The 12,590-nt window shown below is 41.3% G+C and carries 14 protein-coding genes; all 14 read left to right on the top strand.

The window, feature by feature from the left end; translation table 11 throughout:
* Positions 1–94 precede the first annotated feature (94 nt).
* The 14 genes from Q326_RS0107775 (at position 95) to Q326_RS0107710 (ending at position 12,577) form a co-directional block, all read left to right on the top strand.
* Complete coding sequence (locus Q326_RS0107775; RefSeq protein ID WP_250160324.1) at positions 95–1,630, top strand: terminase large subunit; 1,536 nt, start codon at positions 95–97, stop codon at positions 1,628–1,630.
* A 120-nt stretch (positions 1,631–1,750) separates the two neighbouring features.
* The gene (locus Q326_RS0107770; RefSeq protein ID WP_026894862.1) at positions 1,751–2,662 is read left to right on the top strand and encodes a hypothetical protein; all 912 of its coding nucleotides are present in this window, start codon (positions 1,751–1,753) and stop codon (positions 2,660–2,662) included.
* Positions 2,663–2,766: 104 nt separating this feature from the next.
* Positions 2,767–4,023: a phage portal protein gene (locus Q326_RS0107765; RefSeq protein ID WP_026894861.1), complete on the top strand. Its 1,257-nt coding sequence runs from the start codon at positions 2,767–2,769 to the stop codon at positions 4,021–4,023.
* Complete coding sequence (locus Q326_RS0107760; protein WP_026894860.1) at positions 4,020–4,718, top strand: head maturation protease, ClpP-related; 699 nt, start codon at positions 4,020–4,022, stop codon at positions 4,716–4,718. The genes Q326_RS0107765 and Q326_RS0107760 overlap by 4 nt, the downstream gene beginning before the upstream one ends.
* Before the next feature lie 19 nt (positions 4,719–4,737).
* On the top strand, positions 4,738–5,946 hold the full coding sequence (locus Q326_RS0107755) for a phage major capsid protein (protein ID WP_026894859.1): 1,209 nt from the start codon (positions 4,738–4,740) through the stop codon (positions 5,944–5,946).
* A 12-nt stretch (positions 5,947–5,958) separates the two neighbouring features.
* Complete coding sequence (locus tag Q326_RS0107750) at positions 5,959–6,171, top strand: Head fiber protein (RefSeq protein WP_026894858.1); 213 nt, start codon at positions 5,959–5,961, stop codon at positions 6,169–6,171.
* A gap of 18 nt (positions 6,172–6,189) precedes the next feature.
* Positions 6,190–6,498: a head-tail connector protein gene (locus Q326_RS0107745; protein WP_026894857.1), complete on the top strand. Its 309-nt coding sequence runs from the start codon at positions 6,190–6,192 to the stop codon at positions 6,496–6,498.
* Positions 6,499–6,500: 2 nt separating this feature from the next.
* The gene (locus tag Q326_RS0107740) at positions 6,501–6,833 is read left to right on the top strand and encodes a head-tail adaptor protein (RefSeq protein ID WP_026894856.1); all 333 of its coding nucleotides are present in this window, start codon (positions 6,501–6,503) and stop codon (positions 6,831–6,833) included.
* Positions 6,826–7,257 carry an HK97-gp10 family putative phage morphogenesis protein gene (locus tag Q326_RS0107735; RefSeq protein ID WP_026894855.1) on the top strand — a complete coding sequence of 144 codons (432 nt, stop codon included), beginning with the start codon at positions 6,826–6,828 and terminating at the stop codon, positions 7,255–7,257. Before Q326_RS0107740 ends, Q326_RS0107735 begins: the two co-directional genes overlap by 8 nt.
* Positions 7,254–7,598, top strand: coding sequence for a hypothetical protein (locus tag Q326_RS0107730; RefSeq protein WP_026894854.1), 345 nt, complete (start codon positions 7,254–7,256; stop codon positions 7,596–7,598). The genes Q326_RS0107735 and Q326_RS0107730 overlap by 4 nt, the downstream gene beginning before the upstream one ends.
* Positions 7,599–8,480, top strand: coding sequence for a major tail protein (locus Q326_RS16995; protein ID WP_084489576.1), 882 nt, complete (start codon positions 7,599–7,601; stop codon positions 8,478–8,480).
* Positions 8,481–8,496: 16 nt separating this feature from the next.
* Entirely contained in the window at positions 8,497–8,907 is a 411-nt protein-coding gene (locus Q326_RS0107720; protein ID WP_051531300.1) for a hypothetical protein, read from the top strand.
* 253 nt (positions 8,908–9,160) lie between these two features.
* Complete coding sequence (locus Q326_RS0107715; RefSeq protein ID WP_026894852.1) at positions 9,161–11,431, top strand: phage tail protein; 2,271 nt, start codon at positions 9,161–9,163, stop codon at positions 11,429–11,431.
* 18 nt (positions 11,432–11,449) lie between these two features.
* Positions 11,450–12,577: a phage tail protein gene (locus Q326_RS0107710; RefSeq protein WP_026894851.1), complete on the top strand. Its 1,128-nt coding sequence runs from the start codon at positions 11,450–11,452 to the stop codon at positions 12,575–12,577.
* The last annotated feature ends 13 nt before the right edge of the window (positions 12,578–12,590 follow it).

The following is a 12,590-nucleotide window of genomic DNA, read 5'->3' as shown; positions in this document are numbered from 1 at the left end:
ATGTCACTATGTAAGGAGGTGTCCGCATATCCGAAAATTAAAAAAGTATAAACCCACTGTCTATATGGGGAAAGATTCCCATTATAGCAAAGAGATGGCGGACTATGCAGTAGGTTTTATCGAATGCCTCTCTCACACCAAAGGAACCTGGGCAGGAAAGCCTTTTGAACTGATAGATTGGCAAGAGAGAATAATCCGGGATCTCTTTGGCACCTTAAAACCTGATGGCTATCGTCAGTTTAATACTGCTTATGTGGAAATACCAAAGAAGATGGGAAAAAGTGAGCTTGCGGCGGCTGTTGCCCTGCTACTCACTTGTGGTGATAACGAAGAACGTGCAGAGGTTTATGGCTGCGCTGCCGATCGTAATCAGGCTTCCATTGTATTTAATGTAGCAGCAGATATGGTACGTATGTGCCCAGCCTTATCCAAGCGAGTAAAGATTCTGGACTCACAGAAAAGACTTATTTACCAACCCACTGGAAGTATTTATCAAGTACTCTCTGCTGATGTTGGAAATAAACATGGTTTTAATACTCATGGTGTTGTATTTGATGAGCTACACACCCAGCCAAATAGAAAGCTTTTTGATGTTATGACCAAAGGAAGTGGTGATGCCAGGATGCAGCCACTATATTTTTTAATCACCACTGCAGGGGATAATCAAAACAGTATCTGCTGGGAAGTCCATCAAAAGGCTCTTGATTTTATGAATGGTAGAAAAACCGATCCTACCTTTTATCCAGTGATTTATGGCGCTGACTTGGAAGATGACTGGTCAGATCCAAAGGTATGGAAGAAAGCAAATCCATCCCTTGGTATCACTGTCAGTATGGACAAAGTAAAAGCGGCTTATGAGTCCGCAAGACAAAATCCTGCTGAAGAAAATAGTTTCAGGCAACTTAGATTAAATCAGTGGGTTAAGCAAGCCATTCGCTGGATGCCTATGGATAAATGGGATGCTTGTGCTTTTCCAGTTAATCCTGAATCACTTAAAGGTCGGGTCTGTTATGGAGGACTGGACCTTTCGTCTTCCACAGATATAACAGCTTTTGTACTAGTCTTTCCACCAGAAGATGAAGATGATAAGTATGTAGTCCTTCCTTACTTCTGGATACCAGAGGATAGCATTGACCTACGAGTTAGACGGGATCATGTGAATTATGATGTATGGGAAAAACAAGGATTCCTTCTAACCACCGAAGGCAATGTGGTCCACTATGGATTTATTGAAGCTTTTATCGAAGACCTGGGAATGAAATATAACATCAGGGAGATTGCCTTTGACCGCTGGGGAGCAGTGCAGATGACACAGAACTTAGAGAATTTAGGTTTTACTGTTGTTCCTTTTGGTCAGGGTTTTAAAGACATGTCTCCACCTACAAAGGAATTGATGAAACTCACACTAGAAGAAAAAATAGCTCATGGCGGTCATCCTGTTCTCAGGTGGATGATAGACAATATTTTCATTAGGACTGATCCGGCTGGGAATATAAAAGCAGACAAAGAAAAATCCACAGAGAAGATTGATGGCGCTGTAGCAACCATCATGGCTCTAGACCGAGCAATCCGCTGTGGAGGAGAATCTGGTAATTCTGTTTATGATGATCGTGGACTATTATTCTTCTAATGTTACCCTCCATATGTTAGAATAAATACAATAGGCTAATGTTGATTAGAGATAAATATATAATAGTTTCAACACAATCAATAAAGAGCACTTGATATAAAAAGGAGGGATAAATATTTAATGAAAAAACAAAAGTCGTATATTTTAATCGCTGCACTTATAGCTTTGCAATTATATTCCTTAGTAAAGATAAATTCACTGCAAAGCAGAATTGATTATACTAATTACACAATAAGTTCTGTTGAAAATCGACTCGATAATCAAATTAGTTCTATCTATCAAAATGTTGACGAAAAACTAGAGGCTAAAGCAAGTTTAATTCATAAAACCTCAGTAAAAGTAGGAAATCTTGATGTTGGTACACTTACTGTGCCTATTACATTTACGATAGAGCCAAAGATGATAACAGAAACTATGTTGGTATCTCTTGATTTTAACGGAGAAATTGTCCAGCTTGAGAAATCAGGATTGAAGTACTCCACTACTAAGGAGTTTGAAATATCAGACAGTGTTTTTCCAAAGATTATTATGCAAGATAATGGTGTAAAGAGTGTTGAAGAACATAATGGATTGATGGTATCTAGCATAAAAGAGCAAGTATTCCCACATATTTTTGCGAATTTTTCTGGAGAAACTTCTTATGGCTCAAATCAATATCGTGCAAAAGGAAATCTTGGTATAGATTATAAGCCATCACAGGAGAACAACTCTTTTGTCGATATTAAATATGTCATTAAAGTGGATGATAAAATCATAAAAGAAACTCCCGTGGTGTTGGAAAAAGAAGGCGGCTTGGGCGGAAACTTTACACTTGATATTGATGATAAATATTCTATGAATGATGGTCAAATTCTCACTTCTAACGTCGTAGCTGTTGATAGTTTGGGATTTACTCATGAATATTTGGTAACACATTTTGTAGCAGGTTCTAATATGCAAAGAGAACCCTATTTTGACAAAATGAACATAAAGGCACCGAATGGAGAAATTGTTTACCTGTTTGATGAAAACAATTACGAGAATACAAATTAGTGAAATTTGAAAATTATAAATAATATATGACCTAAACGGTATCTATAGTAAGCATCTCAAAAGAGGTGCTTTTTTCATGCCCATTTTGAAGGAGAGTGATGTCCGTGGGAATACTAAAAGGAATATTCAAGGCTCGAGACAAGCCTAAAGACGCTCTTGGTGGTAGCCGGTACAGCTTCTTTTTTGGAAGTACCAGTGCTGGTAAACCAGTTAATGAGCAAACCGCCATGCAAATGACCGCAGTGTACAGTTGTGTGAGGATATTATCCGAGACGCTAGCAGGGCTTCCACTTCATGTTTACAAATACAATGATTCAGGTGGCAAGGAGAAAAACCTAAAACACCCGCTTTACAAATTACTTCATGATGAACCAAACCCTGAGATGACTTCTTTTGCCTTTAGAGAAACACTGATGAGTCATCTTTTGTTATGGGGAAATGCCTATGCTCAGATTATTAGAAATGCACGTGGTGAAGTGATTTCTCTCTACCCACTGATGCCAAATAAAATGACTGTCGATCGCGATTCAAGTGGTCGGCTTTTCTATTTGTATCAGCGTGGCAGTGAAGATGTCCCTTCTCTTGGCAAAGATAATCAAGTCTACCTTTCACCGTCAGATGTCCTTCATATTCCAGGACTTGGCTTTGATGGACTGGTAGGCTATTCACCTATTGCTATGGCTAAAAATGCTGTGGGACTTGCTATTGCCACAGAGGAATATGGAGCTAAGTTCTTTGCTAATGGGGCTTCACCTGGAGGTGTTCTAGAACATCCCGGTACCATCAAGGACCCTCAGAAGATAAAAGAGTCTTGGAACGCTGCCTACCAAGGAAGTGGCAATGCCCACCGGGTTGCTGTACTGGAAGAAGGGATGAAGTATCAGCCTATAGGTATTTCTCCTGAACAGGCTCAGTTCCTTGAAACCAGAAAGTTTCAGATCAATGAGATTGCTCGTATCTTTAGGGTCCCACCCCATATGCTTGCTGATCTTGAGAAATCATCCTTTAGTAACATCGAGCAGCAATCACTTGAGTTTGTAAAATACACCCTCGATCCCTGGGTGGTTCGCTGGGAGCAGTCCATGTGCAGGGCACTTCTCATGGAAAGCGAAAAGCCCAATGTATTTATCAAGTTCAATGTGGACAGCCTGCTACGTGGTGACTATGTAAGCCGTATGAGTGGCTATGCCACTGCAAGACAGAATGGTTGGATGAGTGCTAATGATATTAGAGAGCTTGAAAATCTGGATAGGATTCCAGAAGAATTAGGTGGTGATCTTTATCTTATTAACGGTGCCATGACAAAGCTACAGGACGCAGGCGCGTTCGCAAATATCAAAGAAAAGGAGGATCCTAAATGAAGAAATTTTGGAACTGGGCGCTAGATGAAAACACTGGCGTTCGAACACTTTATCTAGACGGCGTAATTGCCGAAGATTCATGGTTTGACGATGATGTCACCCCTAAAGCATTTAAGGCAGAACTAAGTGCTGGTGAGGGTGACATTGTTATTTGGCTCAATTCTCCAGGAGGTGATTGCATTGCAGCTAGTCAGATTTACTCTATGCTAATGGATTACAAAGGCTCTGTAACCATAAAAATTGATGGTGTTGCAGCCTCAGCTGCCTCTGTCATTGCTATGGCAGGAACAACTGTGCTTATGGCGCCAACAGCCCTAATGATGGTGCATAATCCACTGACAGTAGCCATTGGCGATAGTGAAGAGATGAAAAAAGCCATTGCTATGCTTTCAGAAGTTAAAGAGAGCATTATAAACGCTTATGAAATCAAGACGGGTCAGTCAAGAACAAAGCTCTCCCATCTAATGGATGCTGAAACCTGGCTTAATGCCAAAAAGGCCATAGAACTTGGTTTTGCTGACGCCATCTTAGAGGATGAAAAGAAACGCGACCAGACTGAGGATTTCACCTATGCTTTCAGTCGTCGGGCTGTTACCAACTCTTTACTTGATAAGGTAAAGCCCAAAATAACAAAAGAAGATACTGGAACCCCAATTGAGTCGCTGGAAAAGCGGCTTTCTTTAATTAGTCATTAAATATTAGGAGGAAAATACTATGAATAAAATTCTTGAACTACGTGAAAAAAGAGCAAAATCCTGGGAAGCTGCTAAGGCATTCCTGGACACAAAAAGAGGTACAGATGGTATTGTATCTGCTGAAGACACTGCAACCTATGAAAAAATGGAAGCAGATGTTGTTGCCCTTGGTAAGGAAATTGACCGTCTTGAAAAACAAGAAGCACTGGATCGTGAACTTTCAAAACCTTTGAACACACCTCTTACTGGAAAGCCTATCTTGCAAGGCATGGAATCAAAAGGTGGCAGAGCATCTGCAGAATACCAGAAAGCCTTCTGGAATGCTATGCGTACTCGTTCTGGAGAGGGGCTTGATCCAGTAATTAGAAACGCACTACAAATTGGAACCGATACTGAAGGCGGTTATCTTGTACCAGATGAATTTGAACGTACCTTGATTCAGGCCCTTGATGAAGAGAATATCTTTAGAAAGCTTGCTAATGTAATTTCTACTTCTTCAGGTGATCGTAAGATTCCTGTTGTTGCTTCAAAAGGTACTGCTTCATGGATTGATGAAGAAGGTGCAATTCCTGAAAGTGACGATAGCTTTGGGCAGGTTTCTATTGGTGCTTATAAGCTGGGAACCATGATCAAGGTTTCAGAAGAGCTTCTAAATGACAGTATCTTTAATCTTGAAAATTACATTGCTAAAGAGTTTGCAAGACGTATTGGTAACAAAGAAGAAGATGCATTCTTCACTGGAGATGGTACCGGTAAACCAACAGGGATCCTTGCAGCTACAGGTGGAGCCCAGGTCGGTGTCACTGCGGCAAGTGCTACTGCCATTAATGTTGATGAGATTTTAGACCTTTTCTACTCTCTTAAATCGCCATACAGAAACAAGGCAGTATTTGTTATGAACGATGCAACCATTAAGGCCATTAGAAAACTAAAAGATGGTCAGGGCCAGTACATCTGGCAGCCTTCACTTCAGGCTGGAACGCCAGACACTATTTTAAATAGACCTGTTTACACTTCAGCTTATGTTCCTACTATCGCTGCATCTGCAAAGTCTATTATCTTTGGTGACTTTGGTTACTACTGGGTAGCGGATCGTCAAGGTCGTGTATTTAAGAGACTTAATGAGCTTTATGCAGCTACTGGTCAAGTCGGTTTTGTTGCCACTCAGCGTGTTGATGGAAAATTGATTCTTCCTGAAGCCATCAAAGTGCTTCAGCAAAAAGCATAATGGAGGTGCACTATGAGTTATAACGCAAAGAACTATACCGAACAAGGCGGAGAAAAAACCGTTATTGGTGGAACTCTTGAAATAAAAAGTGGGGCGGTCGTTACTGGCCTCCCTACTGCTGCTAATCAAGTGGCAAGTACTGCAGCTACAGTAGGAGATTTGGTGACAGATTTTAATGCCCTTCTTACTAAACTTAAAGCTGCAGGGCTTATGATTTCAGACTAATAAAAGGATGGTGGCAGGATGACTCTTATTGAAAAAGTAAAAGCAAATCTGATACTTGATCATTCAGCCGATGATGGGCTGCTTGAAATGTATATTACTGCTGCCACAAGGTATGCAGAAAGCTATCAGCATCTTCCTGAAAACCATTATTCTCAGACACCTATGCCGGCTACCACAGAACAAGCCATCATTATGCTGTCATCTCATTTCTATGAATCTAGGGATGGCAGCACTGGTGGCTTCTTTTCAGATAATGTTCAGTCTGGTCAGCAGGTGTGGAATACGGTCAACCTTCTCCTTCGCCTTGATAGGGACTGGAAGGTGTAGCCATGAGTTTTGGGAAGATGAATACCTTTATCGATATTGTAGAGAAGGTCACTATTAAAGATGCTGAAGGCTTTAAAACTGAAGTTGATAACATTGTAGCTTCTGTCAGAGCCTATCGTGAAGGTCGGCATGGTAATGAAAAGTGGGCAAATAGAGCTTCCTTTTCAGAGGCTACAGATCTATTTAGATTCAGGTCTATCCCTGGCCTAACCATAACGACATCCATGGTCCTCATTCATAGTGATAAGAAATTTGAAATCACATCTGTTGAAGATATAAAAGGCCGGGGGATGTACATTGAAGTGCTGGCTAAGGAGGTGATCCCAAGTGGCTAAAGCAACTATGAAAATGCCAGATGATTTTCAAAAGAAGTTATCTAAGCTTGGAGATAAAACCGATGAGATTGTCTCAAAGGTCTTGGAATCAGGCGGAGAGGTTGTTCTTGATAAGGTAAAGCATAATCTAAAGGGTGTCATTGGTAGCGGAACAAAAGAAGCAAGTCGTTCTACTGGAGAACTTGTCTCCTCACTGGGGCTTTCACCTATAAAGCTAGATAGGAAGGGAAATTACAATGTAAAGATTGGTTTTAGTGAACCTAGAAGTGATGGAGATTCCAATGCCAAGATTGCAAATATCCTTGAATACGGTAAATCAGGTCAGCCACCGAAACCCTTCTTGAAGCCAGCAAAGTCCTCCTCAAGGAAGGCCTGTATTGAAACCATGAAAAGTGAGTTTGATAAGGAGATTAAAAAGTTATGAGTTTACTAAAAGATTTAAACCTCATACTGGATCCCTATGATATTCCTGTGGAGACTGGTGTGTTTTCTGATATACCCCCCGATGAATATTTGGTTATTACTCCTATGTCAGATAGACTGGATCTCTTTGCGGATAATCAAGGCTATATGATACTTTCAGAGGCACGTCTCTCCCTTTTTACTAAGAAGAACTACAACAAGCGGAAAAAGGAACTGACAAAAGCCCTGCAAGCAGGTGGCATGACCATAACAGATAGACAGTATGTAGGTTATGAGAATGATACAAAATTTCACCATTACGCCATTGACGTAATGAAACAATATGAAACGGAGGAAGAATAAATGGCAACGATTGGATTGGATAGTCTATTTTATGCCAAGATCACAGAAGATCAAAATGGCATTGAAACTTATGGAACACCCAAAGTTCTGGCAAAAGCCATGACAGCAGAACTGAGTATTGAGCTTATTGAGGCAATACTCTACGCAGATGATGGCGCATCAGAGGTAATTAAAGAATTTAAAAGCGGCTCACTTAGCTTAGGAATTGATGATATTGGTTCACTCGTAGCCCAGGATTTAACGGGCTGTAAAATTGATAGCAATAATGTAGTAGTTTCAAGAAGTGAAGATGGCGGAAGTCCTGTGGCCATAGGGTTTCGAGCTAAGAAGGCTAACGGCAAGTACAGATACTTTTGGCTTTACAGAGTTATTTTCTCTGTTCCAGCCACAAGTCTTGCGACTAAGGGCGACTCCATTACATTTAGCAGTCCCACCATAGAAGGAACTGTATTCAGGAGAAATAAATTAGATAGTGAAAACAAACATCCTTGGAAAGCAGAAGTTACTGAAGGAGATAGTGGTGTTGCACCATCAACCATTTCAGGGTGGTTTACCTCTGTATATGAACCAGACTTTACATCGGTAACTCCGACCATTAGTATTACGACCCAGCCAGCTGGAACAACTAATGTAACAGCCGGTAGCATTACAGGAAGTCTTTCTGTAGTGACGGAGTCTAACACTAGCGATCCAATCACTTATCAGTGGTATGAAAACACCATCGATAGCACTTCAGGCGGAACCCTAATTAATGGAGAAACCTCTGCCAGCTTTGATATTCCTACGGATCTCTTGGCTGACACCTATTATTACTATTGTGTTCTTAGCCTTACTGGAGCCAGTGATGTAACGACAACTGTAGCCACAGTAACGGTATCTTAATGGGAGGTATATAAAGATGGCAGATGATAAATTAAAGCTTGATGATGTGTCAGAAGAAAGAAGCACCACCATTGATATAGGTGGTACTGAATTTAAATTGATTCTTACAACAAAAGCGACTAAAGAAATTGCTGGGCGTTATGGTGGACTTGAAAACTTAGGCGAAAAGCTGATGAAAACTGAGAACTTTGAAATGGCTCTTGCAGAGGTAGTATGGCTTATTACCCTTCTCGCAAACCAGTCCATCTTGATTCACAACATCAGAAATAAAGACGATAAAAAAGAGCTTCTAACAGAAGATGAAGTGGAGCTTCTTACCACTCCTTTTGATCTGGCTAATTACAAGAATGCCATCATGGCCAGTATGATGAAAGGAACAAAGAGAAATGTGGAGAGTGAAGACTCAAAAAACGAGGTGGTCGGGTAAGTGATCAGGAGATATTTACCCGACTTATTTATTACGGGACAGTTCATCTGAACCGAGCAGAAGATGACGTATGGTCCATGCCTATTGGTTATCTACTGGATCTTTGGGAATGCCATAAGCAGTTTAGTGGTATTTCAAAACCTAAAAGAGATCGCTATATCGATGATATTATTCCAGAATTTTTATAAGAAAAACATTTAAAGTGGCATCTTAACCGGTGTCATTTTTCATGCCGGGGAGGGGGTGAATCAGTATGTCTGACTTTGGTCTTAAGATAGGCCTTGAGGGTGAGCGTGAATTTAAGAATTCACTTAGAGAAATCAATAGAGATTTTAAAGTACTAGGTTCTGAGATGAAGCTGGTCACATCCCAATTTGATAAACAGGATAAATCTCTACAGGCAGTGACGGCAAGAAATGAAGTCTTAAATAAAGAGATCGATGCTCAAAAGAATAAAATCAGTACCCTAGAGTCTGCCCTCAAAAATGCCGCTGATTCCTTCGGGGAAAATGACAAGAGAACTAAAGCCTGGCAGATTCAGCTAAACAACGCAAACGCAGATCTCAACAAAATGGAGCGAGAGCTTGATGAAAATAATAAAGCTCTTGATGCATCTAGGGATGGATTTGGAAATGCAGGTAAAGAAGCTGACAAGTTTGGAGATGAAATCAAGGACTCAGCTAAAGTAGCAGATGATTCCGGTGGAAAGTTTGAGAAATTAGGCTCTGTTATGAAAGGGGTGGCAACGGGCATTGGTGTGGCCATGGCTGCCATTGGAACTGCAGCAGTGGGTGCGGGAAAGAAGCTTTATGATATGGCAAATGATGCAGCCGCTGCCGGAGACGAAGTGGATAAGGCAAGTCAAAGGCTCGGGCTATCGAGACAAGGCTATCAGGAGTGGGAGTATGTCCTTTCACAAAACGGTGCCAGTATTTCATCTCTAGAAACTGGGATGAAGAAACTTAATAGTACCGTGGATGATTCCATCAATGGAAGCGCTTCTGCTACTGAAAAGTTTAAAAGGCTCGGCATTTCCATGGAAGACCTTCAAGGTAAATCTCGAGAAGAAGTCTTTGAGATGACTATTAAAGGGCTTCAGGGTATCTCAGATGAAGGTGAAAAAGCCGCTATTGCCAATGATTTACTAGGAACATCTTCTGTTGAACTTGGAGCGCTCTTAAACCAGACAGCAGAAAGTACGGATGATCTTAAGAATAAAGCCAGTGAACTTGGCCTAGTGATGAGTGATGAATCCATTGATGCTGCAGTTAATTACACCGATGCCATGGATAATCTCACTCGTTCCTTTTCAGGGGTTAAAAATAATATCACTTCACAACTCCTTCCAGGCTTCACCATGGTCCTTGAAGGCCTAACCGGTTTAATAACCGGTCAAGAAGGAGCAGCAGAGCAGTTAAAAGAAGGAGCCAGACAGACGGTGGACCAGATTGCAGTTATCCTGCCTCAGATTTTAGAAGTAGTGACTGGACTTATCGCAGCCATTGCTGAAGTGGCACCGGATTTAGTTCTAGCTCTTGTAAATGGAATTATTGATAATCTGCCAACGCTTATTGAAGCAGCTACCAATATTATTATGACCATCGTGGGTGGACTTATTGAAGCCCTACCACAGATTACAGAAGGCGCCCTCCAACTGGTGCTCACTTTGGTGGATGGCATTATTGCAAATTTACCTTCACTTGTAGAAGCAGCCCTTGTGATGATAGTAACTCTTGCCACTGGACTTGGTGAGGCACTTCCAGAGCTCGTCCCTTCCATTGTTGAAGCAGTGATTCTCATTGCCCAGACGCTGATTAATAATCTGGATTTGGTACTAGATGCAGCCTTTCAGATCATCAGTGGACTGGCTCAGGGATTACTAAATGCACTACCTACTTTAATAGAGGCCCTACCACAAATCATCAACAGTATTATTACCTTTATAACCAGTAATCTTCCAAAGATTATCGAGATGGGTGTTCAGCTGACCATTCAACTGGCAGCAGGACTGATTAGAGCCATTCCACAGCTTGTCAGTCAACTTCCACAGATAATTACTGCTATTGTCACAGGGTTAGGTAGAGCTATCCCGTCCATGATGGATGTGGGACGAAATATTGCTCGTGGACTTTGGGATGGTATCTCATCCATGATCGGATGGCTTAAAGGAAAAGTTGACAGTATGGTCAGCGGTATTGTCAGGGGTGTTAAAGGTGTTCTTGGTATCCGGTCACCTTCTAAAGTGTTCGCTGGCATTGGTGCCAATATGAGTGAAGGTATTGGAGAAGGCTTCACTGAGGCCATGAGCGGTGTTGAAAAAGATATTCAGGGAGCTATCCCAACAGACTTTGACCTTGATTTAAATTCTCAAGTTTCAGGAAGTCTTGGCGGTTCTGAGGGCGCGGTCTTTGATGTAACCATACCATTAACCATTGATGGGAATGTCTTAACCCGTGTCATAGCTCAACTTCAGTGGAATCAAAATACCGTTACTGTAAGAAACCTTGGAGTAGCAGGAAGTTAAAAGAAAGGAGGCGTTTCTTTGATTGAAATATATTCAGGCGCAACTTTGATTCAGTCCATTCAGAAAGTAATTAGTTCAAGCTTAAGAGAAACCTTGGAGGGTGAATTTACTCTTTCTTTTAGTGTTATGGCAAAGTCTGCCTTGGGACTAAAGACAAAGCAGTTAGCAAAACTGGATAGTCAATATTTTGAAATAGTACAAATCGGTAAATCGATTCAAGGGAGCCTCCCGACCTGCTCTGTCCTTTGTGAGCATGTTTCCTACCTGCTTAATCATGAGGTGTATAACATCACTGAGTTTGACTTCACTGGAGATCCTAAAGCGGGATTATCTCAGCTTCTTGCTGGCACTCCCTTTTCTGCTGGAGTGGTGGATTTTACAGAAAGCATCACTATGAAAATAAATCAGAAGGTTTCCAGACGGGCTGCCCTAATGCAGTACATTGCCATCCTTGGTGGTGAGATTGAGTACAATGGCTACAATATCAATATTCGAAGTCATAGAGGAAGCGCTCAATATATCCCTGTGATGGGCTCAAAGAATGTCACCAATGTGGCGGTCTCTCATGATTCCAGGGAGAATGCTTCATCTTATGATATTTCCTTTTTCAAGCTGATGGATCTTGCTGTGGGCGATAATGTGCACATCATCTTCTACCCCTTAGGTATTAATGTTAAGACCAGGATCATCTCATTGGAATACAATCCTTTTTACCGCTACAACATTCGTGTTGAAGTCGGGAGATATAGACCCAGCATTTCAGATACCTTTTATCGAATAGAGAGTTCGCTGAACAATGTAGGAAGCTCAGTGGATGAAATTCAAACACAGGTGAACGACCTGGGGGTGTCCTATACTATCGTTTCTGATTTAGTAGTCACGGATACCACCATTGATGTGACCTATACCGTGGAGAAGGGAGATACCCACCAGTACCATGCCCAGTACCAGTACACCACAGACAGCGGTGGGAGGATTACAAGCATCAGTCTTGATAACATTTTTTCAGAATTACTATTAAAGGAAGTGTCCACGTTAACGGTGGATATGATGAGCTTTTATATTGAATATGCAGACGGAACAACAGCAACATATAACTACAGTGTGGATAGCGGTGGAAGAATCACCAGCGTAACGAAAGTATAAGGAGGGCTGAATC

Source organism: Clostridiisalibacter paucivorans DSM 22131, from assembly GCF_000620125.1.
Lineage (GTDB): Bacteria > Bacillota > Clostridia > Tissierellales > Clostridiisalibacteraceae > Clostridiisalibacter > Clostridiisalibacter paucivorans.
This window is presented reverse-complemented; position numbering and strand designations above follow the sequence as displayed.

Bases quoted from the DNA above. Each gene is read 5' to 3' on its own strand.
- Q326_RS0107775 (WP_250160324.1), top strand. From the start codon at position 95: ATGGCGGACTATGCAGTAGGTTTTATCGAATGCCTCTCTCACACCAAA.
- Q326_RS0107770 (WP_026894862.1), top strand. From the start codon at position 1,751: ATGAAAAAACAAAAGTCGTATATTTTAATCGCTGCACTTATAGCTTTG.
- Q326_RS0107760 (WP_026894860.1), top strand. From the start codon at position 4,020: ATGAAGAAATTTTGGAACTGGGCGCTAGATGAAAACACTGGCGTTCGA.
- Q326_RS0107755 (WP_026894859.1), top strand. From the start codon at position 4,738: ATGAATAAAATTCTTGAACTACGTGAAAAAAGAGCAAAATCCTGGGAA.
- Q326_RS0107750 (WP_026894858.1), top strand. From the start codon at position 5,959: ATGAGTTATAACGCAAAGAACTATACCGAACAAGGCGGAGAAAAAACC.
- Q326_RS0107745 (WP_026894857.1), top strand. From the start codon at position 6,190: ATGACTCTTATTGAAAAAGTAAAAGCAAATCTGATACTTGATCATTCA.
- Q326_RS0107740 (WP_026894856.1), top strand. From the start codon at position 6,501: ATGAGTTTTGGGAAGATGAATACCTTTATCGATATTGTAGAGAAGGTC.
- Q326_RS0107730 (WP_026894854.1), top strand. From the start codon at position 7,254: ATGAGTTTACTAAAAGATTTAAACCTCATACTGGATCCCTATGATATT.
- Q326_RS16995 (WP_084489576.1), top strand. From the start codon at position 7,599: ATGGCAACGATTGGATTGGATAGTCTATTTTATGCCAAGATCACAGAA.
- Q326_RS0107720 (WP_051531300.1), top strand. From the start codon at position 8,497: ATGGCAGATGATAAATTAAAGCTTGATGATGTGTCAGAAGAAAGAAGC.
- Q326_RS0107715 (WP_026894852.1), top strand. From the start codon at position 9,161: ATGTCTGACTTTGGTCTTAAGATAGGCCTTGAGGGTGAGCGTGAATTT.